Origin of the sequence: Chromobacterium sphagni (genome assembly GCF_001855555.1) — a bacterium.
Lineage (GTDB): Bacteria > Pseudomonadota > Gammaproteobacteria > Burkholderiales > Chromobacteriaceae > Chromobacterium > Chromobacterium sphagni.
In genome coordinates this window covers 34,790-61,742 of record NZ_MKCT01000016.1, presented here as the reverse complement: position 1 = coordinate 61,742, position 26,953 = coordinate 34,790, and the positions used below count along the sequence as shown (strand labels likewise).

The window sequence follows — 26,953 nt, the reverse complement described above, 5'->3', positions numbered from 1 at the left end:
CGCTCGCCATAGGTTGGGCGCGACGGGAAGGCGTCCACATGCAGGCGGCTGTCGTCCTTGCGCCAGGAGGTTTTGCGGTCTTCCACCCGCACCAGGCGCAGGCTGGTGGGCGCCGGGCGCACCTTGCCCTGATATTCGGGCAGCACCTGGGCCAGCAGATCGGCCGCCGCCCGCTGGTAGCGCGAGATCAGCGCCCGTACCGCCCTCTCCTTGTCCGCGCCGCCCAGCACGCCGTGCAGCGCGCCGTTGCCCGGCTCCAGGCTGATGTTCTTGCGCTTGGGATCGGACAGGGCCGGATCGAGCAGCGCCTGCTCGGCCGCGCTCAGGGTGAAGCCGAAATCGGGCACATGCAGCACGGCGCCCGCCTCCAGTTTTTGCACCAGCGCGCGCTCCCCTCCCGCCACGCTCACGATACGTTCACCCATGATTCCCTCCTTGATCCTGATCGATAAAATGCGCCCGGCGCGGCGGGCGGACGCTTTGCCGCGTCGCACAAGCCCGCAAGGGTACACCAAACTCATGCCCCGGGCATCCGCCGGGCGGTGCCTTCGCGCAAGATCCTTGATTTCCATCACAAAACCATGCGCATATCGCCAAATGTAAAATCCCTACAGCCAGCCGGGCGATTCGCCATAATAAACAATTGTTTATGCTGATTTTTTTGCCGGATTCTGGCAAAATAGCCGGCTGCCCGAATTAGACGTGATCGCATGACAACTCCGCAAGCCGCCGCCAAACCGATTTCCTCCTACCGCAAGTACTGGGCCAGCCGTTTCGGCACCGCCCCGTTCCTGCCGATGACCCGCGCCGAAATGGACCAGCTGGGTTGGGACTCCTGCGACATCATCCTGGTGTCCGGGGACTGCTATATCGACCATCCCAGCTTCGGCATGGCGCTGGTGGGCCGCTTGCTGGAAGTGCAGGGCTTCCGCGTCGGCATCATCGCCCAGCCGGACTGGCACAGCGCCGACGCGTTCCGCGAACTGGGCAGACCGAACCTGTTCTTCGGCGTCACCGCCGGCAATATGGATTCGATGATCAACCGCTACACCGCCGACCGCCGCGCCCGCTCCGACGACGCCTACACCCCCAACGCCGAGCCCAACAAGCGCCCGGACCGCGCCGTCACCGTCTACGCGCAGCGCTGCCGCGAAGCCTACCCCGGCGTCGGCGTGATGATAGGCAGCATCGAAGCGTCGCTGCGCCGCATCGCCCACTACGACTACTGGAGCGACAAGGTGCGGCCGTCGGTGCTGGTCAACTCCAAGGCCGACATCCTCTTGTACGGCAACGCCGAGCGCGCGCTGGTGGAGATCGCCCATCGCGCCTCCCGCGGCGAAAAGCTGTCGGAGATGCGCGACATCCGCGGCACCGCCTTCATCGTGCCGCAGGGCTGGCGCCCGGACGAGGAGTGGCAGGAGATGGACTCCAGCGTGGTCGACCTGCCCGGCCGCGTCGATCCGCACCTGAACCCATACGAAGAGATTCCGGAACAGGCGGCCAAGGCCACCGCCGGCATCGACCCCAGCAAGCCGCAGGTGATACGCATAGAATCGCGCGAGGAGCGCCTGGCCAAGCGCCGCGCCGAGCGCGCCAAGACCGTGATCCGGATTCCGGCGTTCGAGGCCGTTGCCCACGATCCGGTGCTGTACGCCCACGCCAGCCGCACCCTGCACCTGGAATCCAACCCGGGCAACGCCCGCGCGCTGGTGCAGACGCACGGCGAGCGCGACGTGTGGCTGACTCCGCCGCCCATTCCGCTCACCACCGAGGAAATGGATTTCGTCTACGGCCTGCCCTACGCCCGCAACCCGCACCCGGCCTACGGCGACGCCCACATCCCGGCCTGGGAGATGATCAAGTATTCGGTCAACATCATGCGCGGCTGTTTCGGCGGCTGCACCTTCTGCTCCATCACCGAGCACGAGGGCCGCATCATCCAGAGCCGCTCGGAAGAGTCGATCCTGCACGAGATCGAGGAAATCCGCGACAAGACGCCGGGCTTCACCGGCCACATCTCCGACCTGGGCGGCCCGACGGCGAACATGTACCGCCTCAGCTGCAAGGACCCGAAGATCGAGAGCTCCTGTAGAAAACTGTCCTGCGTGTACCCGGACATCTGCGAGAACCTCAATACCGACCACAGCCACCTGATCCAGCTGTACCGCAAGGCGCGCGCCTTGCCGGGAGTGAAGAAGATCAACATCCAGTCCGGCCTGCGCTACGATCTGGCGGTGCGTTCGCCCGAATACATCAAGGAGCTGGTGCAGCACCATGTCGGCGGCTATCTGAAGATCGCGCCGGAGCACACCGAGGACGGCCCGCTGTCCAAGATGATGAAGCCGGGCATGGGCGCCTACGACAAGTTCAAAGAGCTGTTCGAGCGCTTTTCCCGCCAGGCCGGCAAGGAACAGTATCTGATTCCGTACTTCATCGCGGCCCACCCCGGCACCAGCGACGAGGACATGATGAATCTGGCGCTGTGGCTGAAGAAGAACAACTTCCGCCTGGACCAGGTGCAGACCTTCACCCCGACGCCGATGGCGATGGCCACCACCATGTGGCACACCCGCCGCAACCCGCTCAAGCGCCTGTCGCGCAGCTCGGAAAAGGTCGACGTGGTGCGCGACGGCTACCGCCGCAAGCTGCACAAGGCCTTCCTGCGCTATCATCATCCCGACAACTGGCAGATCATCCACGACGCGCTGATCCAGATGGGCCGCGCCGACCTGATCGGCCACAGCAAACACTGCCTGATTCCGCCGACGCCGCCTGGCGACAAGGCCGCCGCGGTGCGCCACCGCATGGGCGCGCCGGCCGCGCGCGGCAAGACGCCGGGACAGCAACGCGCTCCAGCCCACGCTCAAGCGCGCGGCAAACCGGCCGCCGGCGGCGCCAAGCCATACTCGGGCAAGCCGGCCGCCGCCAAAACCAGCGGCGGCAAGCCTGGAGGCAAAACCGGCCGCAGCCGTTAAGCGCCGACCAAGCCGCCCGATGGGCGGCTTTTCGCTGTCCTCCGTCTTGCGCTCCTCCCGCCGGAAAGTTGAGCAAGAAAAGGCGCAAAGAAAAATTCAAGAGCCTGGCCGCACGGGATTAGGATATCGTCATGGACATTCAGACCCTGCGCCAGCGACGCCGGCATTGCCGCCACCGTCCAGACGAGCCCTGTCCTGATCAGCCGTCCGGCAGCGGACGCGCCAAGAACACGGTAAACAACAAGGATTTCACCATGATCCGCATCGCCTTCGACCACAGCTACGCCCGCGACCTGCCCGGCGCCTACGAGCCAACACAGCCGGACACGCCGCTGTCGCCGAAGCTGCTGTATTGGAACGCCGCGCTGGCGGCCGAGCTGGGCCTGGACACCGCCAATGCCGGCGAGGCGGAGCTAGCCGCCGTCTTCTCCGGCGCGGCGCTGCCGGACGGCGCGCAAACCATAGCACAGGCTTACGCCGGCCACCAGTTCGGCGGCCTGTCGCCGGCGCTGGGCGACGGCCGCGCCATGCTGCTGGGCGAAGTGATCGACACCGCCGGCCAACGCCGCGACATCGCCTTCAAGGGCAGCGGCCCGACGCCGTTTTCGCGCCGCGGCGACGGCAAGGCGGCGGTGGGGCCGATGCTGCGCGAACTGATCCTGGGCGAGGCGATGCAGGCTCTTGGCATCCCCACCACCCGCGCGCTGGCGGTGGCGGCCACCGGCGAAACCGTGCACCGCGAGCGGCCACTGCCCGGCGCGGTGCTGACCCGCGTCGCCGCCAGCCATCTGCGCGTCGGCACCTTTCAGTACTTCGCCATCCGCGGCGAGCGCGACATGCTGCAAAAACTGGCCGACTACACCATAGCCCGCCACTACCCCCAGCTCGCCGGCGCAGACAAGCGCTACCTGGAACTGCTGCAGGCTGTGAGCGAGCGCCAGGCCGAACTGATCGCGCGCTGGATGCACGCCGGCTTCATCCACGGCGTGATGAACACCGACAATATGGCCTTGTCCGGCGAAACCATAGACTACGGCCCCTGCGCCTTCATGGACGCGCACCACCCGGACACCGTGTTCAGCTCGATAGACCGCAACGGCCGCTACGCTTACAGCAACCAGCCGGCCATCGCGCAATGGAATCTGGCCCGCCTCGCCGAAACCCTGCTGCCGCTGATCGCGCCGGACGACCCGGCCAGCGCGGTCCCCGCCGCCACCGCGGCGATAGAAGGCTTCTCCGAGCGCTACCGCGAACACTGGCTGGCCCAGGCTCGCCTCAAGCTGGGCCTGATCGACGCGAAGGAAGGCGACATGGAGCTGGCCGAAGACTGGCTGACGCTGCTGGCCGCCCAAGGCGTCGACCACACGCTGGCCTGGCGCTATCTGGCCGACGCCGCCGAAGGCCGGCGCGCGCCGCTGGCCGCGCTGTTCCCCACCCCGGAGGAGCTGGAGCCGTGGCTGCTGCAATGGCTGACGCGCCTCGCCATCAAGACGCGCCGCGCCGTCGACGTCGCCGCTGCAATGCGCAGGCACAGTCCGCTCTACATCCCGCGCAACCATCTGGTCGAGGAAGCGCTGGACGCCGCCAGCGAACGCGGCGACATGGATTCGACCCTGAAACTGCTGGAGGCGCTGCGCGATCCTTTCACCGAACGGGAAGGACTGCAGCGCTACGCTCTGCCGGCCGCGCCGGAAGTGGCGGAAGGGTATCGGACGTTTTGCGGGACCTGAGCAATCAGGAGCCAGGTTTCCTCTGCAACGCCTCCAAAGCGAACAAAGGGCAAGCCGAATGGCTCGCCCTTTCGCTGCTGCGATGATGGCAGACCGGCTGTCGCCCCCTGCCGCAAAACATGCCGTGCCGCCGCCAGGCGCACCTCACTCCAGCATTTTTCCAGCACAGAATCGTCCATCATGAAGCCGTTGCCGATATCGAACACCGCTTCCTCCCGCAACCAGAAGCCGCGCCGCTCGTAAACCGCGATGGCGCCGGAGTTGTGTCTGTTGACGGTCGGCATCAGCGCATTGCCGCCCGTGGCGCGGGCGGTGGCCGCCACCTCGTCCATCATCCATCCCCCCCCCAAGCGCTGGCCATGCATCTCTTGCAGCAGGTAGAGCTGCTCCAGCTTCAGCAGCCGCAACCAGCAGTCCGCCGCATCCAGATAAGTTCGCAGCTTGTCAGGGGCTTAGCGGCCGGCCAGCATGTACTCGATCTGCTCGATGCTGATCATGGCGATGAAATGGCGGCGCCAGATCGCGCCGGCCAGCTCGGCCAGCGCCGAAAAACCATCGGGCGAAAGAGGATCAAAGCTAACGGCGGCCTCCATCGATGCGCGCCCCCAGGGACAGGATTGGCGATTGGAAAAAACCGCGCGGCAAAACCATCGGCCACGCCGGCCTTTTCTCCAAGGCAAGACGGCATGATCCCGGCCCGCGTCAGCCATGCCGGAGGCCATAGGCGCCATCGAGTCGATTCAGCATAGCGCCCGCTTATCCCGCGAAACCGACCATTCATAGCCATGCATCCTCCCGGCCATCGTCTGGGATTGCAAAACCCCAACTACCAAGGCATAAAGATTAGGTACCCGTCGCGGAGCGCCCATGGCCGCCACCCTGAAACTGTCGCAATTGATCAGCGCGCTAAGCTACGCGCTGGACATCACCGAAGGCCAGCCGGAGGGACATTGCGTGCGCAGCTGCTGGATAGGGATGCACATCGGCCGCGCCATCGGGCTGGAGGCGCAGCAGCTGTGGGACCTGTACTACGCCATCCTGCTGAAAGACCTGGGCTGCAGCAGCAACGCCGCCCGCATCAGCGAGCTCTATCTCGCCGACGACCGCAGCTTCAAGCAGGAATTCAAGCTGGTGGGCACCAGCCTGCCGCAGGTGCTGGGCTTCGTCTTCAACAACACCGGCACCCATGCCGACGGCTGGCGCCAGCGCGCGGCCTCCATCTTCAATGTGCTGCGACACGGCAAGGAAATGGCGGACGAGCTGATCAACACCCGCTGCCACCGCGGCGCGGACATCGCCCGCCAGCTGCGCTTCAATGAAAACGTGGCGCTCGGCATCCAGAACCTGGACGAACACTGGGATGGCTCCGGCAGACCGCTCGGCCTGAGCGGCGAGGCCATTCCGCTGAATGCCCGCATCACGCTGCTGGCCCAGGTGATCGACGTGCTGCACGCCACCCATGGCCGCGGCACCGCGCGGAACGAGGCGGCGAACCGAGCCGGCAGCTGGTTCGATCCTGAGCTGATACAGGCTTTCCGCAGCATAAGCCAGGATGAGGACTTCTGGCGCCAGCTGGAGGCCGACGACATCGAACAGGCAGTGCTGGCGCTGGAGCCTTCGCAATGCGAGGTGCCGCTGGACGAGGACTATCTGGACGAAATCGCCGAAGGATTCGGTCTGGTGGTGGACTCCAAAAGCCCGTTCACCGCCGGCCACAGCCTGCGCGTGGGACATTACGCCGACCGCATCGCCGCGTATCTGGAGATAGAGCCGACCCGTCGGCGCTGGCTCAAGCGCGGCGCGCTGCTGCACGACGTGGGCAAGCTGGGCGTCAGCAACACCATTCTGGACAAGCCCGGCAAACTGACGCCCAACGAATGGGTGGCGATGAAACGCCACGCCGGCTACACCGAGGCCATCCTCAGCCGCATAGAATCTTTCGAAGAGCTGGCGCGCATGGCCGGCGCCCACCACGAACGGCTGGACGGCGGCGGCTATCCGCGCGGCCTGACAGCCGACGCCATCGCGCTGGAGACCCGCATCATCACCACCGCGGACATCTTCGACGCCATCAACGCCGAGCGCCCCTACCACCCGCCAACCCCCATCCCGCACACGCTGGACATCATGCGCCAATATCTGGGCTGCGCCATCGATCCGGCCTGTTTCGCCGCGCTGGAACACGTGCTGCATGCCGAGGGCGCGGTAACGTAACGCTGTCCGACAGGCGGCACGCCCTCAGGCAAAATCATTGATGCGCGCAGCAGGTGCCAGTTGCAGCGCCGGCTGCGCGTCCGGATGGCTGCGGCTCCAGCCCTGATAGTCCTTCCAGGCCTGCGCCAGCTTCTGGCTGACATTGGCGTCGCCGTCCAGCGGCGTCAACTCCACCCCGATGCGCTGCAGCGTACGGAAGATCCCGTCCACATCCTGCCGGCTGCGGAACTCCGGCTGGGCACTGTCGCCGCTGCGCGCGCCCTGCCGCTCCACCTGCGCCCAGACATTGAACGCCGCCAGGTCGCTGGCCTGCTGCAAACCGCCGTCGGCCACCGCCTGCACCCTATCGTCGCCCTGCAGCGCCTGATGCAAGCCGGCCAGCCGGTCCAGCACCGCCTGGGCCTGCTGGTCGTTGCGGGCGCGCCCCGCCACGTTCGCCAGATCCGCCATGCCTTGCGCCGTCCGGTATTGCGGAACGATGCCATGCTGCTGGGCATCGGCAAGCCAGCTCAGATCGCGACGGTAATAGCCGATCGTGTCCACCATGCCGCGCTGAGTCAAGGGCAGCAATGAATCCGCATCGTCCTGCGACAACGCGCCATTGCCCTGCAGCAACTGACCCAGCTGCTTCACCTGGTCCACGGAAGCATTGGCGACATCGAAGCCCTTGAGCAGCTGCAGCATGGGCAGGCTCATGCCATACTGCGCCTGCAGCTGAGCGCCCTGGACCAGCGCCTGAGCCTGCCTCTTCATGGAGGCAGGAGTGGCGGGTTGCGCCGCGGCGGCCGGCGCTTCGGTTGGCTCGGGCTTGGACGGGTCCGCCGCCTTGTCCGCTGCTGCTTGCAAGTCTATCTGCAGCTTGCCGTCCGGGTGCTGCGCCCGCCAGGCCTGATAAGCGCTCCAGGCTTGAGCCATCGGATCGCCGGCCCCGACCTTGTCGTCCGCCGGCGGCAGCTTGACGCCCAGCCGCTGCAGGGTATTCATGACCGCGTCCGCGGTTTTCTGATCATAAGTTGCAGGGGGCTGGCCCGGCTCCGCCCCTTGTTGCTCAATGCGCGTCCAGTCGTTGAAGCGCTTGAGTTCCAGCGCCTGGCTCATGCTGTCGGAAGCGGCAGCCTGCACGCTGCCGTCGCCTTGCAGCGCGTCGTGTATGCCGGCCAGCTTCTCCAGCGCCTCCCGCACCCGCGCGTTCGTCTTCAACGGGAAATCGGCCAAGCGCATTGTGATTTCGCCGGCCTTGACGCTGGCCATCGCGTCGTCGCGGCGCTTGGCGAAAATTTCCAGCGCATTGCTGTCGCCCGCGGTGTTCCAGCCTTTGGACTCGATGTCGCTGCTGATGGCGCCGGCCACGTCGCCGGCCATGTCTCCCTGTGCAAGCATTACCTCGCTCAAGGCATCCAGGTCCTTGCCCGACATATTGCGCACATCGTATTGCTTCAAGAGCTGCAGCGTCTGCATGCTCAGGCCATAACGCGATTCCGGCGAGCCCACCTCCAGGCCCTTGCTGTCCAGCAACGGCGCCGGCGCATCGTTTCCGGCCGCAGTCGCCGCCCCCGCCACCCGCACGCCAGCCCAAGCGGGCCGCATTGCCACCTGCGGCTGCAAATTTATGGGAAACCCTCCGCTCACCGCCATTTCACGCCTTTCGCACCATGTTCTCTCAATGCGATATCGTCAAATGCCACTGAATATTTAATGTGAATATTCAACTTTTAGGCAGGAGCGTTCTGATTACGACAAAAACTGGCAACTTAATACGAATCCAGAAACGCAACCGCTCCATTCATGCCATTCAAGCCAGCGTCAGCGCGCCCAGGCTGGCGGCCACGACCAACAGCACTCCCAGCATCTGCGCCGGCGCGATCGCCTGCGCCAGCAGCAGATAGCCTGCCAACGCCGCAATGGCCGGCTCGGCGCTGCTCAGGATGCCGAAGGACGCCGCCGGCATCAGCCGCAAGGCGCTGATCTCAAGCACATAGGGCAGCAAGGGCATCAGCAGCGCCAGCTCCGCCACCGCGGCCAATTGCCGCGGGCTGGGCAGCGCATGGCCGGCCAGCCCGAACGGCGCAGACAGCAAGGCGGCGGCCAATAGCGCCGCCGTCAAGCCGTCCAGCCCCCGAAACACCTGCCCCGCCCGCTTCATCAGCACGATGTACCCGCCCCAGCAGGCCGCCGCCGCCGCGGCAAACGCCAGTCCCGCCGCATCGGCCTGCCATTGCCCCTGATGCCTGGCCAGCAACAGCACGCCCAGCAGAGCCAGCAAGGGCCAAGCCAGATCCAGCCGGCGGCGCGCGCCAGCCACCGCCACCAGCAAGGGCCCCAGGAAATTGACGGCCACCGTCAGCCCCAGCGGCATGCTGCGCAGCGCGGCGAAGAAGCACAACATCATGCCGGCCATCGCCCCGCCCAAGCCCAGGATCAAGCCGCGATGCCCGCGCGCCAATTCCCGCAGCGGCGGACGCACCAGCGCCGCCAGCAAGACCGCCGCGCAACTCAGCCGCAGCCATGTCAGGCTGAACGGGCCGAGCTCCCGCATCGCCGGCACCGACCAGGCCGACCCCAATTGCACGCAAGCCATGGACAACAGGCCCAGCGCCGCGCCCAGCGCCAGCCGGGAAAGCCGTGCGGCCGCTTCGCCGCGTTGGGCCGGCGCGGGCAAACGGCGGGCTAAAGGGGGTAACATGGGCTCAGTAAGTGACGAACTCGCCGCGCAGCCGTCTTTTCATGTCGCGGTGGCGCGCCAGCGACTCCGGCGCCAGATGCTCGCCGCCGCGGTGTATCCATGCCGCCTCGCCGACCTCGGCCTGAGCGCGGCCGATGATGGCGTTGACATCGCGTTCGCCCTCGATGATCTGCCTCAGGATGGGCAGCACGCAGCCCATGTCGGCGGTGACCACCGCTATCTTGGCCGCCCTGGCGGCGTCAGGACCGTTCACGCCTATCGACAGCGGCGCTCGCCGCAGCATCTGCACATCGTTGCCGCCGTCGCCCATGGCGACCAGCGCGCCATCACGCAGCGAGCGGCCAAGATTCAAGGCTATCGCAGCCTTGGCGCGGTCGCCCACCATCGCGCAGGCTTCGATGATCTCGCCCAGCAGGGTGGACGCGGTCCGGCCACGCCGTTCCGCCGGATCGTAGGAAATGCCGAGCTCGTCGCGGCAATGCTTGAGGAAGCGCGCCCGCAGCAGACGCCGGCCGGCATCGGACAGGCGCCGCGAACGCTCGCCATGCCGGCTGTGTATTTCCGAGTAGCCGTCGATGATGGCGAAGGCGTCGTCCAGATAGCGGCAGACCATCCCGATTTCATCATCCCAGCGCCGCCTCCCCTGCAACAGCTCGCGGGTCTCGTTCAAGGGAAACGGCGAGCCGATAATGCGCTCCCGCGCCAGCAGCCCGTTGCGCTCGACCAGATTGCGATATGGCTGTTGCGGCGCGGTGGTGATGCCCACCACTGGCATGCCCCGGCGCTCCAGCTCGCGGACCAGTTCGGCCGCGCCGGGGGTGGCCGCGCTGCCGCGCGCCAGTCCGTCCAGATACGCGTAGTCAACGCCGCTGGCCAGCAGCATCGGCAAGGCGAGAATGGTGTCGGTCCCTTCCTGCACCCAGGTATAGCGGCACCCCGGCGGCCCGCCGCCGACACGGCGCAACGGCCGGCGCAGACCTATGGTGGTTTCGGTAAAGGCGGCATAGCCTTCCTGATACAGGATCTGGCCATAGGATGGCACGGCCTCGATGGCGCCGTGGCGGGGCCGGACCCTGGCCGACAGCGCCTCGGCGATGAAGTCGCCCAAAAACAGCGGCCCCTCGACATCGCTGCCCAGCACGCCGGCGGCGCCGCGCAACTCCGGCAGCGCCGTCAGCGCCCGCAAGCTCCGGTCGCCCAGCAGATACTGCATGTCCTTGCCTATCATCGCACCTGCCTCCCGCCGCCTCTGGGAAATACAGCCACCCGCCGTCATCTGATTTTCATGCGGACAGAACGGACAAGATGGATTTCACCCAGATATAGGCCGGCGGCATCGGAGCGGCAACAGGCAATCGCCCGCCTACGGTTTGCACCTAGCGCAAACACCGGCCATGCGCGGCGGCAAGAAGATGCGGAATCCCGTTCACAGCCGGATCATGCCGCTTGTATACTGCCCGCCTGGCCGATACCGGCGATGTCCATGGAACCATTGGCGGGAAGCATCCGCCCAATCCCGTTCCAGGCTGAAAATGGCCAACGCCGCCCCACCTCTTTTCAACAGCGCGAACCGCATGCACTTCATCTTCGACATAGACGGCACCATCTGCTTCAACGGCAGCAGCATCAGCCCAGCCATCCAGCGCGCGCTGGCAGAGCTGGAGCGGCAAGGGCACCAGATAGGCTTCGCCTCCGCCCGCCCCTACCGCGACATCCTGCACCTGCTGGACCCGAGCTTTCACGACGGCCTGTTCGTCGGCTCCAACGGCGCGATGACCTACCACCGCGGCGAACTGACCGCCATCAGCCTGCTGGCCGACGACACGCTGCAACAGCTGTTTGCGCTGGCGGAACAGCACGCCGCATCCTATCTGGTGGACCTAGCCTGGCATTACCATTACCAAGGCGAACCCGACCACCCCTTCATGGCGCTGGTGGACCCGCAGCGCCGCGCCAGGCATGTGCCGCGCGGCGAGATTCATCAGCCGGTGAAGCTGCTGGTAACCGAATGCGCCGATGGCGATGGCCTGAAACAGGCGCTGAGCAGCCGCGACGACATCCATATCCACCACCACTCAGACCAGCAGATCGTCGACATCACCGCCGCCGGCGTCAGCAAGATGAGCGCCCTGCGCCGCCATGGCATCGAGGCGGAACAGCTGGTCTGCTTCGGCAACGACAGCAACGACCTGTCCATGTTTGCCGCCGCCAGGCATTCCGTGCTGATCGGCGGCCATCCGCAATTGCTGCGGCACGCCACCGAACAGCTGGAGCGCGGCGAGGACATCGAAACCCGGCTGATCGGCGCCATGCGCCGCCTCGGCGAGCGCTACGCCGTCCAGTGATCGCGCCGATAGCGCCGCGACCGATTTGGCAGGCCCTGCGATGGGCGGCGTATACTGCAGGCATACCCAACCATGAAGCCAAGCCATGATTCTGGTCCACACTCCCAACCCGAAGGAAGTCGCCACCTATCTCGAACTGTTCCGCGCCGCCATGCCGGAACAACTTTTCGTCGACGTCAACGAAGCCTGCCTGAATGCCGTCCGCTACCTGATCGTTTGGGGCGTGCCCGACGGGCTGATCGCCAGCCTGCCGCGGTTGGAAGCCATTTTCGCGCTGGGCGCCGGCGTGGACAAGCTGCTAGGCCGGGCCGACCTGCCGGACGGCATGCCGCTATACCGGCTGCTCGACAGCGGCATGGCCGGCCAGATGACCGAATACGTCCGTTACGGCGTGCTGGGCTATCAGCGCAATATGGATGTCTACCGCCGCCAGCAGGCGGCCGGACAGTGGCGGATGCTGGCCCCCAGGCCGCCTGCCGACGTGCATGTCGGCATCCTGGGGCTGGGCGAGATCGGCACGGCGGTAGCCAAGGCGCTGGTCCGCGACGGCTATCCGGTAAGCGGCTGGAGCCGCAGTCCCAAGCATATCCACAGCGTGCACAGCCTGCATGGCGAGTCCGGCCTGGAAAAATTGCTGGAGACCAGCCAGGTGGTGGCCTGCCTGCTGCCATCCACGCCGCAGACCCGCGGCCTGCTGAACGGCGAGCGGCTGTCGCTGATGCAACCCGGCTCAATGCTGATCAACGCCGGCCGCGGCGACCTGGTGGATCAGAACGCGCTGCTGGCCCTGCTGAACAACGGCCACCTGCGCTGCGCCCAACTGGACGTGTTCGCCGTCGAGCCCCTGCCCCACGGCCACCCGCTCTGGCATCACCCGTCCGTTACCGTCACTCCGCACATTGCCGCCATCACGCTGCGCCAGGAGGCGGTGGCGCAGATTGTCGGCAAACTGCGGCAACTGGCGCGCGGCGAAGAGGCCGACGGTCGCGTGCAGCGCCAGCAAGGCTACTGAGCCTCCAGGCAGGAGGCTTCCGGTCGCCTGCGGTTCTCTCCCCCCGACACCCTGCCGGCTGGCAAAATGGACAGCGATCGTGACGCAATCAGGCGGCCGCCATCGGAAAATCCATAAATTTCAATGTCATTTTAATTTAAATAATAAAATGATATTTGCTAATCAAAAAGGCCAGTAGCCACTGCTACAGCCGGTTTATATGATCGCCCCATTTCAATGCTGCAACGCAACAAAAGGGAATGAAATGGCCGACATCATCCACTCCACCCGCGTGCTGCCCGCCAAGCTGGAGCCGGCGCAAAAAGAGAAATTGGCCCGCGAATTGTTCCAGGTGCACGATGCCATCTTCGCCGGCACCGACTTCGACACCTTCAACGCCATGATCTTCTCCCCGCCCGCCGAGCACAGCAGCCTGCTGCTGCACCGCGACGCGAGCCGGCGCCTGGTCGGCTACTGTACGATGCACCGCTTCCGCCGCCAGATCGGCGGCCGCACTTGCAGCGTGCTGCGCATCCAGTCTGGCCTGTACAAGGAATACCGCGGCAAAAACAGCAATTTCTCCTTCATGATGCTTCAGGTGCTGTACAACTGGCTGAGCCACCCCTTGCACCCCATGTATTTCTTCGGCGTGATGCTGCACCCTTCCAGCTACGGCGTGCTGCACAAGTTCGCCCGCGGGTTCTGGCCGGCGCCTGGCCAGGACGAGCGCCACCCGCTGGCGGCCAAGGCATGCGAGCTTTTCGCCAGCTTCAACATCAATCCGGTTTCTCCCGAACGGCCCTTCATCGCCAATCTGGGCATCCTGACGCGCGACAGCAAGGACGACCACCAGTTCTGGCAGCGCTCCACCAAGCCGTCCGACCGCTTCTTCCTCAGCATGAACCCCGGCTACCGCCTGGGCGACGGACTGCTGGCGCTGGTGCCGCTGTCGCCGGTTTCCGTGGCGCACGCGGTATTCCGCTGGCTGCGCATCCGCAAACAGAAACGCGGGCAAGTCTGACCCGCCATCGGCCGGGAGACGACCCTCCCGGCCCCAATCCCACACCGCGCCAGCGCAGGCTCGAATCCGGTCGCGGAATGTCCCCGTCCAGCTGCATTACCGACCGCAGGCGGACAGGCGGCGACGGCGATCCTGCCGCCGGACCGACGCGCGACAGCTTGATTTTTGGCGGCGCAGGCAGTCGAACAGCCGGGGATGAGACAGGGGGTAGGCGCATCGCGATGCCTTTTTCCCAAGGAATTATTATGCCAAAAGCATAAATAGGCCAAATCAAACCAGAGAATCGACATGTGCGCAAGACCCGCCAATGTGGTGAATGTCAGCGAGGTTGAAGAAAAGGATCATCAGGAGGGCGCGCACTGGGGCGGCGGTTACAAACCGCTGACACCGGCGATGGAGGATCGCAAGGGCCGACTGGGAGTCAATCTCACCCGTCTGCCGCCGGGCCATGCCGGCTGCCCCTTCCACAGCCACGCGCTGGAGGACGAGGTGTTCTACATCCTGTCCGGACGCGGCGTGTTCCGCTACGGCGACGATATCTGCGAGGTAGGCCCCGGCGATTGCCTGTCCTGTCCCGCCGGCACCGGCATCGCCCACCAGCTGGCCAACCCGTTTGACCAGGATCTGGTCTACCTGGGCATGGGGCCCAACCACGCCAGTGAAGTGTGCTTCTACCCGGACAGCGGCAAGGTGCTGGTGCGCAGCCTGCGCCAGGTGGGCTATCTGCGCGAGGCCCCGTATATGGACGGCGAGCCGGAGCTGCCGAAGATTTTCGAACTGCTGAAGTAGACGCTACATCGCCTTGAACTGGCCGGCGAAGCTGCGGCTGAGCGGCAGCCTCTCGCCGCCGTCCTTCAATTGGACGAAGCTGCGTCCCAGCATGTCCTGCTCTATGCCCTGCACCGCCGCGAGCCGCACGATCAAGCCGCGGTGGATCTGGACGAACTGGCCGGGGTCCAGCCGCGCCGCCAGTTCCTTCAGCGGCGTGCGGATCAGCTGGGTTTCTCCGACCAGCACCAATTCGGTGTACTTGTCGCTGGCCTTGAAATACAGCACCTCGTCCACCGGGATCAGCCGCTTGCTGTTGCCCAGCCCGGCGGTGATCCAGTTGAGCCAGCCTCGGGCCTCCATCCTGGCCGGCTGCGGCGCTTTTTCCGGCGCCGGCAGCTGGCTCTGCAGCCGGGCGATGCAACGCAGCAGGCGGACATCGTCCAGCGGCTTCATCAAGTAGTCCGCCGCCTCGGCCTCGAATGCCTGCAACGCGAACTGGTCGTAGGCTGTAACGAACACCACCCGGCAGCCGGACACGCTTTTCGCCACGGCCATGCCGTCCACGCCAGGCATGCGTATGTCGAGAAAGGCGAAGTCCGGCCGCAGCCGGTTGATGTCGGCCAACGCCGTCACGCCGTCGTGCGCGACCGCGACGATCTCCAACTGCGGCCACAGCCTGTACAAGGCGTTTTGCAGCGCGGCGGCAAGCAAGGCTTCATCGTCGGCGATCAGCGCGGTGGGCATGGAGACTTCCTGTCGGGCAAAGAATGATTATGCAAGCGGCAATACCAGTTCGGCCAGCACACCATGCGGCTGGCGCGGCATCAGCCGCAATTGCGCCGCCGGGCCGTACAGCGCCGCCAGCCGTTCGCGGATATTGGCCAAGCCGACGCCGGGCGGCGAGGATTCGGCGATTCCCACTCCGCTGTCGCTGACGCCCAGGCGCAGAAACTTGTCCTGGCGCTCGGCGAAGATCGCCAGCTCGCCGCCGGTCACGCTGGGCTCCAGGCCGTGCCTGAGCGCGTTTTCCACCAAAGGCTGCAGCAACAGCGGCGGCAAGGGCAGCGCTTTCAGCGCCTCGTCCACTTCCAGCTTCACTTGCAGCCGCTCGCCCATGCGGATGGCGGCGATGTCCAACAGGGCCGACACCAACTCCAGCTCCTGCCCCAGCGTGCCGCCGGCGTTGCGGCTGCGCGCCAGGCTGGCGCGCAGATAGGTATTGAGATGCCCCAACATGCTGGAGGCGCGGGGCGGATCCATCTCGATCAGGCTTTGCACGTTGGCCAGGGTGTTGAACAGGAAATGCGGCTCGATCTGCGCCTGCAGCAGCGCCAATTGGGCGGCGGTCTGGGCTTCGCGGCTTTCCGCCTCGCGCCGGCGCGTGGCTTCCAGCTCGCCCGCCAGCGCCTGCGAGCGGTAGTACAGCATGCTGACGGCCATGGCGAAGGTCACCACCAGAAATGTCGGCAGCAAAAACAGATACGCTCGCTCCGGCACGCGGAAGGCGCGCGCCAACACGTCGAAAGCGCCCAGCCAGGCCGCCAGCTTGAAACCGAAAGGCACGCTGAACAACAGCACCGCCAGATAGACGACGATTCGGCTAAGCTTGAGCCAGCCGCCAAGCAGGCTGCCGGTCAGCCAGCAGCTATAGCCGATGCAAAACGAAATCAGCAGGTTGTCGTACAGCATCCCCAACCGCCAAGCGAGGAAAAAAACAGGGCGATAGCCAGGTTGATCGCGCTGCAGACGGCAAGCTCGCGCAATTCGCCGGACCAGCGTTGGTATGCACTCATGATTTCACCTCAGTGGAAATAATCGAACACCAGCTGCCATGCCTGCTTCGCCGGCCCGGCGCCATACTGGCTCAAGGCGCCGCCGTCGAAGCGCTGCCACTGCAGCGCCAGATCCACCGGGCCCAGATGATAGCGCGCCTCGGCCCAGTTCATCCCGCTATGATCCACCAGGCTGACGCCGCGCATGGCGGTCAGGTCCAGATTGTCCGCCAGCGCGTCCTGCCAACTGGCGCGCAACAGCGCGCCGCGCCGGGTGAGCAAGGCCGTGCTGGTGGCCATGCGCATGCGATACAAGCCATAGAACGGACTCTCCTGCAGTTGCCGCCAACTGGCCGAATCCGGCGCGCCGCCATCGTACTCGCCTTCCAGCGTAAGGCTCAGCTTATTGCCGCCGGTCCAGGTGAGGCCGCTCGCCAGCCGGTTGCTCCAGCCATCGCCCTCCTGCCCCAGCCATTGCCGCCATTGCGGCGCCTGCCTGCCGCCGGCCCACTCGATGTAGGCCACGGTGGAGTCGCCCAGCACCCGCGACAGATTGAAACCCAGTTGCGGCGAGCACCCCTGCTCCTGCAACAGCAACCATTGCGGGTTCAGCGCTTCGGTAAAGCGGTAGCTGTAGACCAGCAGCGCCCGCTCGCGCGGATTGCTGGCGCCGAAATCCAGGCTCATGCCATTGCCGCTGGGGCCATCGGCCAGCTTGGGCGACCAGATCGCCGTCAGCGAGGCATTGTCCCACAGCCGCTGCCAGCGCAGCATGGCGTTGCCCAGCCGGTTCTCCCGCAAGCTGGCCTGATCGGCCGACACCACCGAGCGCACCGTGCCCTCGCCCAGAAAGTCGGTCGGGTTGTAACCGACCCCCACGCCGTAACGGGTGTTGACGCGGCCAATGTCCAGCATGCTGGCGCCGCCGAACTCGCGGCTGAGATAAGCCTCTTTCAGCGTGTCGACGCCATGGCTGCGGCCCGGCGCATCGGCGAAGTTCTGGTCCAGGCGATTGGACAACACCGCGCGCCAATCCGGATCCAGCCGCCCGTCCCAACGGATGTCAAACGACAAGCGCTGGCCGCCCGGCGCGCCCGGACTGGCGATGGCCGCCGCCTCCAGCAGCAGTTTCAAATCGCGAGGTTTCTCCGCCGGCAACTGGGTCTGGTCGGCCAATTGCAGCGCCGCCGCGTCGTCGTCGGCGCTGGCCGCCCCTGACAGCAGGCCGGCCAGCGCCAGCAGCCTTCCCAAGCGCCGCATCGCTCACTCCGCCCGGAAACGCGGCAGATAGTCGCGCTGCAGCCAGGCCTCCGGCACCTCGCGCCAGGCAAAATCGCTGTTGCGCAACACCGTCACCCACTTGGGATTGAGACCGTCTATGATCACCGTCTCGGTGGGACGCTCCTGGCCCAGCACCTGCTGGTAGGCCCGGTAATAGGCGGTTTTCAGCAGGCCGCCGCTTTCGGCGTAGAACCTGGCCTTGCGGCTGCGGTAGCCCGCCGTGTCCACCCACAGCTCTATCGCGTGGTAGGTGACGCCGGCGTTGCGCGCGGTCAAGCGCAGCTTGTAGCAATGGCGCGCCTGGCGGTCGCCGTCCAGGATGTCCTCCTCGCCCGCCAGCGCGGCGCGGTAGTCCAGCGCCAGGTTCACCGTCACCACGTCGCCGTTGGAGGCCTGGCCCAGCAGGCGCTGCTGCGGAGAGATCGGCACGCTGGCCTTGCTGGCCGGGTCGTAAAACCACAGGTCGTTGCCGTTCTTCAGCATCAGCTTGCCGGCGTCGCGCGCCGGGTTGACAAAGCGCAGCAAACTGCGGAACTGGCCGTTGTTCGGGTCGGCGCGCGAATACACCGCCAGCGCGCTGCGCTCGTTCTCCTTGCCATCCTTGTAGCCCACCAGCGACACGATCAGGCCGAAGGACTTGCCCGGATTGCGCACCGCGTCGCTGTTCGCCAGTATTGTCTGCGCATCCGGCGCGGCCTGAGCCAAGCCGGCGAGCAGCGCCCATGCCGCCATCCACATCTTGTTCATGTCCATCTCCTCAAGCGTGGCGCAGAGCGTCCACGATCACCGCCCGGGCGGCGCGCCGCGCCGGCCACCAGGCCGACAAAGTCGCCATCAGCACCAGCCCCAGCGCGGTGGCGAGCATCATGCTGGTCTCGCCCCACAGCCGCACCATGATGGGCGACGGGTCCACCTGGCCAGGCGGCAGCCAGGTCAGGCCGGCGTGGTTGATCACCTGGGCCAGCAGCAGCGCCAGCGCGATGCCGGCCACGCTGCCCAGCAGGCCCAGCATCACGCCCTCGCACAGGAACAGGCGCTGGATGCCGCCGCGGCGCAGCCCCATCGCCCGCAGCGTGCCAATTTCCACCGTGCGCTCCAGCACCACCATATTCATGGTGTTGGCGATGGTGAACAGCGCCACGCAGCCGATCAGGATGGACAGGAAACCGAAGATGGTGCCGAACATGCCGGTGATCTGGCCGTATTGCGGCTGCAGCGTGGCAAAGTCGTAGGCGACCAACGGCTGGTCTTTCAAACTGGCGGCGAACAGCTGCCGCAACCGCGCCTGCGCCGCCGGAATCTGGCTGCTGTGCTTCAATTGCAGCGCGATGGCGGTGACGCGCGGCTCGCCGCCGCCATAGACCAGGCGCTGCGCGGCGGCCAGATGCATACTGACGTACATGTCGTCCAGCTCCTTCACCCCCATGCTCTGCGCCTTCACCACGGTCAGCCGCGCCACATTCGGCGCGCCGGCGGCGGTGGCAGCCAGCAGTTCTATGCGGTTGTCGGCCAGCGCCTGCGGCGCGGCGTCGGACAGCGCCCGCAGATCGGCCGGCATGGCGTTGCCGCCGCCGGCGGCCTTGACCGGCGCGCTGCAGCCCTTCACTTTCAGCGCGTCGCACAATTGCAGCACCCGCGCCACGCCCACCCCTATCACCGCCGCGTCCGGCGCGGTGCCGGTCAGGGCTATGGTCTTGGGCTTGTCGCCGAAATGGTAATCGTCCCAGCGCCGCATCCGGTTCTGCCCGGCCACCTCGCTGCCCTGGGCGATGACGGTGCGCGAGGCGCCGGCGGCGTAATGGCCGGCTATGCCGCCCAGCGACAACGTCGGCGTCGCCGCCGTCAGCATCGGTTTCAATATCGGATCGTTCTCCACCACCCGCATCACGCGCCGGTAGTCGCGGATGCCGTAGGCGGCCGGATTGCCGTTGCCGTAAAGAAAATAATCGCGGTGCTGGATCTGCAAATGGCCGCCGCTGCGGACGAAGCCGGTCTGCAGGCCATATTGCACGGTGCGGTTGTAGCCGCCGAACAAGAGCAGCGCCACCACGCCCACCACCATGGTGCCCAGCGTGGCCAGCGTGCGGCGGCGGTTGCGCAGCAGATTGCGCCAGGCCAGTTTCAGGGTGTTCATGCCATCTCCTTGCGCAATTGCGCGTCGGCGCGGCTGACGCGGCCGTCGCGCACCTGATAGTGGTCGTCAGCGGCGGCGATCACCTGCGGATCATGCGAGGAAAACACCACCGTCAACTGGTATTGCCGCTGCAGATCGCGCAGCAGCGCCAGGATGCCGGCGCCGGTCTGGCTGTCCAGATTGGCGGTGGGCTCATCCGCCAGCACCAGCGAAGGCCGGTGCGCCAGCGCGCGGGCGATCGCCACCCGCTGGCGCTGGCCGCCGGACAGCTGGCCGGGCCGCTGCCGCGCCTTGTCGGCCAGGCCTACCGCGTCCAACAAGGCCATCGCCCGCGCCTTACGCTCTGCTGCCGACACCCTGGCCAGCAGCAAGGGATATTCGACGTTCTCATACGCCGACAGCACCGGCAGCAAGTTGAAGTTCTGGAAAATGAAGCCGATGTGGCGGGCGCGGAAATCGCTGAGCGCGTCGTCATCCAGCCGGGCGATGTCCTGTCCCGCCACCAGGATGGTCCCGCTGTCGGGCTGATCCACCCCGCCGATCAGATTCAGCAGCGTGGTCTTGCCGCTGCCCGATGGCCCGGACAGCACGGTGAAACAGGCCGGCCTGACCGCCAGCTCGACATCCTGCAGCGCCGGCACCGTCACCTGGTCCAGCCGGTAATGCTTGCAAACCTGATGCATCTGCACTGACCACATCGACTCTCTCCCTGGATGGACACCACGCCGCCACTGTAAACCAGCCGGAATGCGTTTGTAATATTTTGCGATGAAACGCCACCCGTCGGCGCGAGACGCGCCTGGCCAGCGCCAGCCGCATCGTGGCGCGCGCGCACGACGAATCGGTGGAGATCAGCCAGCACAGCAGCCGGTGGCTCTGGCTCTGGCGCCGCACGGCAGCGCCGAGCTGCCGGCCAGCTATTCACACAGCAACCGCATGCGCCGCGCCGAATACGAAAGGCTGAAGCAGGAGCCGCAGATCGAGCTGTTGAAAGTGCAGAGTTGGGTGAAGGAAAGCGGGCAGAAAATCGTCATCCTGTTCGAAGGCCGCGACGCCGCCGGCAAGGGCGGCACCATCAAGCGCTGCATCCCCATCTGCCCAGCGCCGGCGAGATCGTGTTCTTCGACCGCTCCTGGTACAACCGCGCCGGAATGGAGCGGGTGATGGGCTTCTGCGACGCCCGTCAATACCTGGAATTCATGCGCCAGACGCCGCAGTTGGAGCGGATGCTGGTCAACAGCGGCATCAAGCCGTTCAAGTTCTGGTTTCGGTCAGCCGCGAGGAGCAGTTGCGCCGCTTCATCTCGCGCCGCGACGATCCGCCCAAGCACTGGAAGCTGTCGCCCATCGACATCCTGTCGCTCGACAAGTGCGGCGACTACACCGCCGCCAAGCAGGCGATGTCCTTCCACAGCCACAGCGGCGACGCGCCGTGGACGGTGGAGAAATCCGACGGCAAGAAGCGCGCCCGGTTGGGCGGCATCCGCTACTTCCTGTCGCGGCTGGACTATCCGGGCAAGGACCGGCGCGTGGCGCGCGCCCAACCCGCTGATAGTGGGCGAACCCGGCGATATGTCGGGTCAGGAAGAGCGGGACTCGCTCTCCTTTTGACCCCGCCTCTCCCCGCGCCGATGACGCCACCGGATCAGACCACCCGCCGCTGGCGGCCATCCGGTGATTGCCTGAAGACTTGGGAAACCGTATATTCGCTTTAAATAAGAATTTATACGTACTAGTCCGGTTTCGTGCAGCACTCGAATCAACCAGCAGCCTCGCAGGTAATTGTCATGAGTCACGCGCAACAACAATGGGGACGCCTGAGTACCCGAATCATCCTGGTCGCGGCCGGCGCCATCAGCATCGCCTTCGCCGCCATGATCGCCCTGATCGCCCATCTCAACTACAGCGCCGCGATAAACACCGGCTACCAGCTGGCGTCGGAACAGGCCGGCAGCTACGCCAAGGATGCCGAAAACACGCTGTCGCAGGGCTTCCTGCTGCCGCAGCACCTGGCCGACGCCATCGCCGGCGTCAAGCGCGGCGGCAAGCCCGACCGCAAGCAAGCCGACAACATCATCCTGCAGCTGCTGGACCACGCGCCGCAATCGATAGGCCTGTGGATGCTGTGGGAGCCCAACGCCTTCGATGGCGACGACAACGCCTTCCGCCTGGACTGGCCGCGCCACGACCCCACCGGCCGCTACGAGCCCTACATCACCAAGAACCCGCAGGGCAAGGCGCAGATGGACGTGATGATGTCGGCCGACCGCATCAAGGACTTCCCCAAGTTCAAGGACCACCCGGAAAGCTATCAGCCCGACTACGAAAAGCCGGGCTGGGGCGACTTCTACTACGTGCCCAAACAGCGTGGCCGCGACACCATCACCGAACCCTACCCCTACGAGGTGCAGGGCAAGAAAGTGCTGGAAAGCTCGCTGGCGGTAGTGATAAAGGACGACGCCGGCAAGATGCTCGGCGTGTCGGCCACCGACGTGGCTCTGGACCAGCTGCAGAAATCCTTCGGCCAGATCCGCCTGTACCAGACCGGCTTCATCCGCATCCTGTCCGAGGGCGGCACCTACGTGGTCCACCCGCAGGCCGAGCAACTGGGCAAGGCCGTGGCCAAGGACGACGCGCTGGCCGGCCACCTGGCGGACATCAAGAAAGGCGAAGACTTCGTCTATGAAGACGGCGGCTTCACCCACTTCTTCCACCCGATCAAGATAGCCGACACCGGACAGTTCTGGACCCTGGGCATCAGCGTTCCCACCTCCGCCATCACCGACGGCGCCCGCAAGGAAATGCTGACTGCCATCGCCATCGGCGCGCTGGCGCTGGCGCTGATCCTGCTGCTGTTGACCATCGTCATCCGCACCCAGACCCGCCCGCTCAAGCACCTGGCCGAAACCATGGAGCAACTGGCCGAGGGCGGCGGCGACCTCACCACCCGCATCGCCATCGCCAACCGCGACGAGATAGGCCGCACCGCCAGCGCCTTCAACCGCCTGCTGGACAGCCTGCGCGACATGTTCGTCAACGTGCGCGAACAAAGCCGCCAGTTGTCCGACGCCGCCGCACGGCTGAGCGGATCTGCCACCCAGGTGCACGACGCCTCCGCCCAGCAGTCGGATGCCGCCACCGCCAGCGCCGCCAGCGTGGAGCAGGTGACGGTGGGCGCGCAGCACATAGCCAGCACCGCCCAGCAAGCCGGCGACATCGCGCGCGAAACAGGCGAGATGACCGAACAGAGCGTGGCCAAGGTCAAGCGCGTCACCAGCGAGATCCAGCGCATGACCGACAGCATGCACGAGCTGGCGGACAGGATGAGCGGCCTGGGCGAGCGCTCCAACGAAGTCACCACCATCGTCGGCGTGATCAAAGACATCGCCGACCAGACCAATCTGTTGGCGCTGAACGCGGCGATCGAAGCCGCGCGCGCCGGCGAACTGGGCCGCGGCTTCGCGGTAGTGGCCGATGAGGTGCGCAACCTGGCCGGCCGCACCGCCGAAGCCACCATCCAGATCACCCGCATCGTTGAAGCCATCAGCAGCGAAACCCGCCAGGCGGTCGGCGACGTGCAACGCAGCAGCCAGCAGGTGGATCTGAGCGTGGGCATCGCCGAGGAAGCCAACCAGGCGATGCGCGAGGTGCAGGGCTACAACCAGCAGTTGGTAACCAGCATCGTCGACATCGCCGCCGCCACCCGCGAGCAATCCAGCGCCAGCCTGGAGATCGCGCAGAATGTCGAGCGCATCAGCAGCATGGCGCAGAACAACAACCAAGTGGTGAGCGAGGTCAGCCAGGCGGTGCGCCAGCTGCGCGAGCTATCCAGCGGACTGGAGCAGCTGGTCAGCCACTTCAAGCTGTAAGCGGCCCTCCCGCCCTTCCCCAGGCCCGGCTCAGCCGGGCCTTTTCATTGCCGCCAAGCCGTCAGATGCCCGCCGCGCGCAAGGCCAGCAGCGCAGCGAAGCCCAGCAGGATAAAACCACAACCGGCATCCAGCATGCGCCCGCCGCGCGCGCCCAGCCTCGCCAACAAAGCGCCGCCGCCATAGGCCAACATCAGCCACCATGCGGCGGAGCCGCAAAACACCCCGGCGGCGATGGCCAGCTGCTGCGCGCCGCTGACCGCCAGGCCGCCGGACAAGCCGGCCGCCACCGCGACGAAGGACAGAATGGTCATCGGATTGCTCAAAGTCAGCAACAGCGTGCCGATGTAGGCGCGCCACAGCCCGGCAGCGCCCTCCTCCCGCCTCGCCGGCCCAGGCGCCGGACGCCGCAGCGTGGCCACGCCCATCCAGGCCAGCAGCAGACAGCCGGCCCAAGCCAGCGGCCGCGCCAGCTGGCCGGCAAAATGCGCCGCCACGCTGCTGCCGGCCACTCCCGCCAACGCAAACAACCCATCGGCGCTAGCCGCCCCCAGGCCGGTGGCCAAACCCAAGCGCGGTCCGCCGCGCAGGGTGCGGCTGATGCACAGCAGGCCTATCGGTCCCACCGGCGCCGCAATCGCCAAGCCTATCCAGGCCGCTTGCCAGAACATGTTTTTCTCCCCCGTTGACCATGCCATACTGTGCCGCCATGCCGCGCCGATGCACATGCGCTATTTTCGCCCAGCAGCTATTCTGGCCTTGAAAACCAAAGCCAAATGGCAAAAGGAGTTTACGAATGGAAGTGGACGCCAAATCCTGGGCGATTCTGGCCGTGCTGCAGGCCAATGCCCGCCAGTCGCTGACCGAACTGGCGCAGACGGTGGGCCTGTCGGTGCCGGCGGTATCGGAAAGAGTGAAGCGGCTGGAAGAAGCCGGGGTGATACGCGGCTACCACGCCCGGGTGGCGCCGCTGCGCGCCGGCTATGCGCTGTCCGCGCTGGTGGGGATCACCGTGCCGCAGCCGGACAAGAAGACGCTGCTGGCGCGCCTGGAAGCGATGCCGGAAGTGATGGAGTGCCACCACGTCACCGGCGTCGATTCCTACATCTTCCGCCTGCTGGCGCGCGACGTCGGCCATCTGGAGCAATTGGTGGCCCAGCTCAACGATCTGGGGGAAACCCGCACCTCCATCATTCTGTCCACGCCGCTGCAAGGAAGGCCGGTTTTGCCCCCCAAATAGCCAGCCGTCAAAAATGAATAACAGCTATAGAAAAACATTTTTCAAAATTACCACATTCCGCCTGCTCTTTTTGACATGAATTCAACCGTGACCTGGCGGCTTATTCATTTTCTGAATCCGCCAATATTGCTTTAACAGCGAAAAATCCATAGCATCCACTGCCGATGCCTATCGCATCGCAAGGGCCGATTCGTCAGCCCCATGTATTAACCAACACAAACCAATTTGCACTTCCGTGCCGCATCCATTTTGGTCAACCGATTAAAAGGAGTCGCATCATGGCAAACAGCACTCTTCTCCCCAATCAATTCCTTGGCGTCAATCAGTTTTTGCAATCCGCCAGCGGGGCCTTTCAACTGATTCTGCAAAGCGATGGCAATCTGGTTTTGTACCGGATGACCAATCATCATCCGCTATGGGCTTCCAACACCAATGGCAAGGACGCCATGCGCGCCATCATGCAGACTGACGGCAACTTCGTGCTCTACGATTTCCATGGCAAGGCGCTGTGGGCAACCGGCACCAACGGCAAACCCGGCTCCTTCATTACCATGCAGGATGATGGCAATCTGGTGATCTACGAACCCAAGATACCGGTCTGGGCATCCAATACCGCACAGTAAAACCGGTCTCCCCAGTTGAGGAGCAGGCCACGCCAAACGGTGTGGCCATCAACCCGGCCCTTGCCACTCTGCAATAACTTTTGGATAGTCCATAATTCTCCAAGCAGGCATCCCACTCACTGAATCGCCGCATTACTGCAGAAAATTCCGCCACGCTATAATCCAAAAAATTGCGTTATACGCTAGAATAATCGCCAGTTCCCTACTTTCCTTTTCCTTACCTAAACACATATCTGGACTCTCAAGATTAAGACCGCTAAAAAAAACCTATATTCTGCGCAATGACGCACATGGCAGATCAGCGACTTACAAACGGCCGCCTGAGGTTTTTTTAGCGACTCCAAACATACATCTAAAATCAGTCACCACAATAACTTGGGCGTCATCAGTCCCGAGAACTTTGAGCGGGCTTTGGCGTGAGGCGGGAATTTTTCTACTGTTCCCGGAACCGTCCACGCGTCAGTGTGGGTAATCTGTGGCCGATTTCGAAAGGGGAAAGAGTTCAGCCAGACATCCTCAGAAACGACAATCGGCGCATCCCCGATGGGAATGCGCCGATCTTCAATACCAAACTACGATCAGGCTGATGCCGCCCGTTCAACGCGCGGACATGATCTCTGGCAAAACAGCCCTACTTGGCTGGGCTGGCTATTAGCGCCAACCCTCTCTAATCCTCCGAATCAAAGCAACAGTCAACATGTCGTAAACTTCTGCGGAGTTTGTATCGGATGGAACAAACTGTGCCAAGGAAACAAAATACTTCGCCTCAGTTTTTTTGGTTAACCAGAGCCAAGCCTGTTTTTACTTGCGAAAGAACCTAATCGCTCCCCACCTTGGGAATTTCCCCTTCTTTTATTGGAAGTGGGCAGACTGTGATATCAACTTCCCGCTCGATTAGTTGAATAGCAAGAAAGTTGTGCGATGGGCCTGTAATGCGTACTACTTTGTAAATACCATTAGAGCCGTTAACAAAAACATGCAGAACAAGTTGGCACCAAGCCTTGTCAGACCGGCATGAAACGCCAACTTGTCACCCAGAAGCTTTGGAAATCGTTACAACCGCTGCTTCCCATGCCACCTCGTCGTCGTGGTAAGGGCCGTCCCCGTTTGGATGATCGGTCCGCTCTGAACGGCATCCTATTTGCCCTCACCACGGGTATCCCATGGTGAGAACAAACAAGAATGTCATTGAGGGCTGCAAAATCATCCAGCCGTGACCGCCCGCCCCGGTGGGAGCGAGATGGCGGAGGGAGTGGCGGCTGCAATGACTTCCAGAGCTTCTGACTGACGACTTTCCGTTTCATCT

24 protein-coding genes and 1 pseudogene are annotated in these 26,953 nt (G+C 64.9%); 12 read left to right on the top strand and 13 right to left on the bottom strand.

Going from position 1 to position 26,953, the window contains the following annotated elements:
* Positions 1 to 425 (bottom strand): Kdo hydroxylase family protein (locus BI344_RS08280; RefSeq protein WP_193430968.1); only part of this gene is annotated, 425 nt, incomplete at its 3' end.
* A gap of 285 nt (positions 426 to 710) precedes the next feature.
* Here BI344_RS08280 and BI344_RS08275 point away from each other — a divergent pair.
* Both BI344_RS08275 and BI344_RS08270 read left to right on the top strand, forming a co-directional pair.
* Positions 711 to 2,975 carry a YgiQ family radical SAM protein gene (locus BI344_RS08275; protein WP_071112493.1) on the top strand — a complete coding sequence of 755 codons (2,265 nt, stop codon included), beginning with the start codon at positions 711 to 713 and terminating at the stop codon, positions 2,973 to 2,975.
* Positions 2,976 to 3,106: 131 nt separating this feature from the next.
* Positions 3,107 to 4,705: a protein adenylyltransferase SelO gene (locus BI344_RS08270; protein ID WP_241499288.1), complete on the top strand. Its 1,599-nt coding sequence runs from the start codon at positions 3,107 to 3,109 to the stop codon at positions 4,703 to 4,705.
* Here BI344_RS08270 and BI344_RS08265 read toward each other — a convergent pair.
* Complete coding sequence (locus BI344_RS08265; RefSeq protein WP_071112492.1) at positions 4,645 to 5,112, bottom strand: hypothetical protein; 468 nt, start codon at positions 5,110 to 5,112, stop codon at positions 4,645 to 4,647. The genes BI344_RS08270 and BI344_RS08265 overlap by 61 nt on opposite strands.
* 45 nt (positions 5,113 to 5,157) lie before the next feature.
* A complete protein-coding gene (locus tag BI344_RS23765) occupies positions 5,158 to 5,415 on the bottom strand; it encodes a hypothetical protein (RefSeq protein ID WP_139166926.1) in 258 nt (85 codons plus the stop codon).
* Between the two features lie 157 nt (positions 5,416 to 5,572).
* Here BI344_RS23765 and BI344_RS08260 point away from each other — a divergent pair, with 157 nt between their 5' ends.
* Positions 5,573 to 6,919 (top strand): HD-GYP domain-containing protein, encoded by a 1,347-nt coding sequence (locus tag BI344_RS08260; RefSeq protein WP_071112491.1) that lies wholly within the window; start codon positions 5,573 to 5,575, stop codon positions 6,917 to 6,919.
* A gap of 24 nt (positions 6,920 to 6,943) precedes the next feature.
* Here BI344_RS08260 and BI344_RS08255 read toward each other — a convergent pair whose 3' ends face one another.
* The 3 genes from BI344_RS08255 to BI344_RS08245 all read right to left on the bottom strand — a co-directional run bounded on the left by BI344_RS08255 (position 6,944) and on the right by BI344_RS08245 (position 10,830).
* Complete coding sequence (locus tag BI344_RS08255) at positions 6,944 to 8,506, bottom strand: hypothetical protein (RefSeq protein ID WP_139166925.1); 1,563 nt, start codon at positions 8,504 to 8,506, stop codon at positions 6,944 to 6,946.
* 205 nt (positions 8,507 to 8,711) lie between these two features.
* Complete coding sequence (locus tag BI344_RS08250; RefSeq protein ID WP_071112489.1) at positions 8,712 to 9,602, bottom strand: EamA family transporter; 891 nt, start codon at positions 9,600 to 9,602, stop codon at positions 8,712 to 8,714.
* 4 nt (positions 9,603 to 9,606) lie between these two features.
* Positions 9,607 to 10,830 carry a hypothetical protein gene (locus BI344_RS08245; protein WP_071112488.1) on the bottom strand — a complete coding sequence of 408 codons (1,224 nt, stop codon included), beginning with the start codon at positions 10,828 to 10,830 and terminating at the stop codon, positions 9,607 to 9,609.
* Between the two features lie 346 nt (positions 10,831 to 11,176).
* On the opposite strand from BI344_RS08245, the gene BI344_RS08240 reads away from it, so the two are divergent.
* The 4 genes from BI344_RS08240 to BI344_RS08225 all read left to right on the top strand — a co-directional run bounded on the left by BI344_RS08240 (position 11,177) and on the right by BI344_RS08225 (position 14,748).
* On the top strand, positions 11,177 to 11,947 hold the full coding sequence (locus BI344_RS08240) for an HAD-IIB family hydrolase (protein ID WP_071112498.1): 771 nt from the start codon (positions 11,177 to 11,179) through the stop codon (positions 11,945 to 11,947).
* A gap of 85 nt (positions 11,948 to 12,032) precedes the next feature.
* The gene (locus BI344_RS08235) at positions 12,033 to 12,959 is read left to right on the top strand and encodes a 2-hydroxyacid dehydrogenase (RefSeq protein WP_071112487.1); all 927 of its coding nucleotides are present in this window, start codon (positions 12,033 to 12,035) and stop codon (positions 12,957 to 12,959) included.
* A 244-nt stretch (positions 12,960 to 13,203) separates the two neighbouring features.
* Positions 13,204 to 13,959 (top strand): hypothetical protein, encoded by a 756-nt coding sequence (locus BI344_RS08230; protein WP_071112486.1) that lies wholly within the window; start codon positions 13,204 to 13,206, stop codon positions 13,957 to 13,959.
* A gap of 288 nt (positions 13,960 to 14,247) precedes the next feature.
* Entirely contained in the window at positions 14,248 to 14,748 is a 501-nt protein-coding gene (locus BI344_RS08225; RefSeq protein ID WP_071112485.1) for a cupin domain-containing protein, read from the top strand.
* A 3-nt stretch (positions 14,749 to 14,751) separates the two neighbouring features.
* Here the strand turns inward: BI344_RS08225 and BI344_RS08220 are convergent, their stop codons facing one another.
* From BI344_RS08220 to BI344_RS08195, 6 genes are all read right to left on the bottom strand, one after another.
* Positions 14,752 to 15,474, bottom strand: coding sequence for a LytR/AlgR family response regulator transcription factor (locus BI344_RS08220; protein WP_071112484.1), 723 nt, complete (start codon positions 15,472 to 15,474; stop codon positions 14,752 to 14,754).
* A gap of 27 nt (positions 15,475 to 15,501) precedes the next feature.
* On the bottom strand, positions 15,502 to 16,419 hold the full coding sequence (locus BI344_RS08215) for a sensor histidine kinase (RefSeq protein WP_071112483.1): 918 nt from the start codon (positions 16,417 to 16,419) through the stop codon (positions 15,502 to 15,504).
* Positions 16,420 to 16,532: 113 nt separating this feature from the next.
* Positions 16,533 to 17,762: a hypothetical protein gene (locus tag BI344_RS08210; RefSeq protein ID WP_071112482.1), complete on the bottom strand. Its 1,230-nt coding sequence runs from the start codon at positions 17,760 to 17,762 to the stop codon at positions 16,533 to 16,535.
* A gap of 3 nt (positions 17,763 to 17,765) precedes the next feature.
* Positions 17,766 to 18,530, bottom strand: a complete 765-nt coding sequence (locus tag BI344_RS08205; RefSeq protein ID WP_071112481.1) for an outer membrane lipoprotein-sorting protein — start codon at positions 18,528 to 18,530, stop codon at positions 17,766 to 17,768.
* A gap of 10 nt (positions 18,531 to 18,540) precedes the next feature.
* Complete coding sequence (locus tag BI344_RS08200; protein ID WP_071112480.1) at positions 18,541 to 19,917, bottom strand: ABC transporter permease; 1,377 nt, start codon at positions 19,915 to 19,917, stop codon at positions 18,541 to 18,543.
* Positions 19,914 to 20,615 (bottom strand): ABC transporter ATP-binding protein, encoded by a 702-nt coding sequence (locus BI344_RS08195; RefSeq protein WP_071112479.1) that lies wholly within the window; start codon positions 20,613 to 20,615, stop codon positions 19,914 to 19,916. The genes BI344_RS08200 and BI344_RS08195 overlap by 4 nt, the downstream gene beginning before the upstream one ends.
* Before the next feature lie 199 nt (positions 20,616 to 20,814).
* Here BI344_RS08195 and BI344_RS22790 point away from each other — a divergent pair.
* Both BI344_RS22790 and BI344_RS08185 read left to right on the top strand, forming a co-directional pair.
* Positions 20,815 to 21,631: pseudogene (locus BI344_RS22790) on the top strand (polyphosphate kinase 2 family protein); the annotation flags it as partial.
* 72 nt (positions 21,632 to 21,703) lie between these two features.
* Positions 21,704 to 23,785: a methyl-accepting chemotaxis protein gene (locus tag BI344_RS08185; protein WP_071112477.1), complete on the top strand. Its 2,082-nt coding sequence runs from the start codon at positions 21,704 to 21,706 to the stop codon at positions 23,783 to 23,785.
* Positions 23,786 to 23,846: 61 nt separating this feature from the next.
* On the opposite strand, the gene BI344_RS08180 is transcribed toward BI344_RS08185, so the two are convergent.
* Positions 23,847 to 24,455, bottom strand: a complete 609-nt coding sequence (locus BI344_RS08180; RefSeq protein WP_083338883.1) for a LysE/ArgO family amino acid transporter — start codon at positions 24,453 to 24,455, stop codon at positions 23,847 to 23,849.
* Between the two features lie 125 nt (positions 24,456 to 24,580).
* On the opposite strand from BI344_RS08180, the gene BI344_RS08175 reads away from it, so the two are divergent.
* From BI344_RS08175 to BI344_RS22785, 3 genes are all read left to right on the top strand, one after another.
* Positions 24,581 to 25,024 (top strand): Lrp/AsnC family transcriptional regulator, encoded by a 444-nt coding sequence (locus BI344_RS08175; RefSeq protein WP_071112476.1) that lies wholly within the window; start codon positions 24,581 to 24,583, stop codon positions 25,022 to 25,024.
* 278 nt (positions 25,025 to 25,302) lie between these two features.
* Positions 25,303 to 25,647 carry a hypothetical protein gene (locus BI344_RS08170; protein WP_071112475.1) on the top strand — a complete coding sequence of 115 codons (345 nt, stop codon included), beginning with the start codon at positions 25,303 to 25,305 and terminating at the stop codon, positions 25,645 to 25,647.
* Between the two features lie 1,014 nt (positions 25,648 to 26,661).
* Positions 26,662 to 26,817, top strand: a complete 156-nt coding sequence (locus BI344_RS22785) for a transposase (protein WP_083370127.1) — start codon at positions 26,662 to 26,664, stop codon at positions 26,815 to 26,817.
* The last annotated feature ends 136 nt before the right edge of the window (positions 26,818 to 26,953 follow it).

Excerpts from the sequence above, each read along its gene's own strand:
- BI344_RS08210 (WP_071112482.1), bottom strand. The coding sequence starts at position 17,762 with ATGCGGCGCTTGGGAAGGCTGCTGGCGCTGGCCGGCCTGCTGTCAGGG.
- BI344_RS08255 (WP_139166925.1), bottom strand. The coding sequence starts at position 8,506 with ATGCGGCCCGCTTGGGCTGGCGTGCGGGTGGCGGGGGCGGCGACTGCG.
- BI344_RS08180 (WP_083338883.1), bottom strand. The coding sequence starts at position 24,455 with ATGTTCTGGCAAGCGGCCTGGATAGGCTTGGCGATTGCGGCGCCGGTG.
- BI344_RS08170 (WP_071112475.1), top strand. The coding sequence starts at position 25,303 with ATGGCAAACAGCACTCTTCTCCCCAATCAATTCCTTGGCGTCAATCAG.
- BI344_RS08245 (WP_071112488.1), bottom strand. The coding sequence starts at position 10,830 with ATGATAGGCAAGGACATGCAGTATCTGCTGGGCGACCGGAGCTTGCGG.
- BI344_RS08275 (WP_071112493.1), top strand. The coding sequence starts at position 711 with ATGACAACTCCGCAAGCCGCCGCCAAACCGATTTCCTCCTACCGCAAG.
- BI344_RS08225 (WP_071112485.1), top strand. The coding sequence starts at position 14,248 with ATGTGCGCAAGACCCGCCAATGTGGTGAATGTCAGCGAGGTTGAAGAA.
- BI344_RS08185 (WP_071112477.1), top strand. The coding sequence starts at position 21,704 with ATGAGTCACGCGCAACAACAATGGGGACGCCTGAGTACCCGAATCATC.
- BI344_RS08260 (WP_071112491.1), top strand. The coding sequence starts at position 5,573 with ATGGCCGCCACCCTGAAACTGTCGCAATTGATCAGCGCGCTAAGCTAC.
- BI344_RS08195 (WP_071112479.1), bottom strand. The coding sequence starts at position 20,615 with ATGTGGTCAGTGCAGATGCATCAGGTTTGCAAGCATTACCGGCTGGAC.
- BI344_RS23765 (WP_139166926.1), bottom strand. The coding sequence starts at position 5,415 with ATGGCTGACGCGGGCCGGGATCATGCCGTCTTGCCTTGGAGAAAAGGC.
- BI344_RS08240 (WP_071112498.1), top strand. The coding sequence starts at position 11,177 with ATGCACTTCATCTTCGACATAGACGGCACCATCTGCTTCAACGGCAGC.
- BI344_RS08250 (WP_071112489.1), bottom strand. The coding sequence starts at position 9,602 with ATGTTACCCCCTTTAGCCCGCCGTTTGCCCGCGCCGGCCCAACGCGGC.
- BI344_RS08230 (WP_071112486.1), top strand. The coding sequence starts at position 13,204 with ATGGCCGACATCATCCACTCCACCCGCGTGCTGCCCGCCAAGCTGGAG.
- BI344_RS08175 (WP_071112476.1), top strand. The coding sequence starts at position 24,581 with ATGGAAGTGGACGCCAAATCCTGGGCGATTCTGGCCGTGCTGCAGGCC.
- BI344_RS08220 (WP_071112484.1), bottom strand. The coding sequence starts at position 15,474 with ATGCCCACCGCGCTGATCGCCGACGATGAAGCCTTGCTTGCCGCCGCG.
- BI344_RS22785 (WP_083370127.1), top strand. The coding sequence starts at position 26,662 with ATGAAACGCCAACTTGTCACCCAGAAGCTTTGGAAATCGTTACAACCG.
- BI344_RS08235 (WP_071112487.1), top strand. The coding sequence starts at position 12,033 with ATGATTCTGGTCCACACTCCCAACCCGAAGGAAGTCGCCACCTATCTC.
- BI344_RS08200 (WP_071112480.1), bottom strand. The coding sequence starts at position 19,917 with ATGAACACCCTGAAACTGGCCTGGCGCAATCTGCTGCGCAACCGCCGC.
- BI344_RS08270 (WP_241499288.1), top strand. The coding sequence starts at position 3,107 with ATGGACATTCAGACCCTGCGCCAGCGACGCCGGCATTGCCGCCACCGT.
- BI344_RS08215 (WP_071112483.1), bottom strand. The coding sequence starts at position 16,419 with ATGCTGTACGACAACCTGCTGATTTCGTTTTGCATCGGCTATAGCTGC.
- BI344_RS08205 (WP_071112481.1), bottom strand. The coding sequence starts at position 18,530 with ATGAACAAGATGTGGATGGCGGCATGGGCGCTGCTCGCCGGCTTGGCT.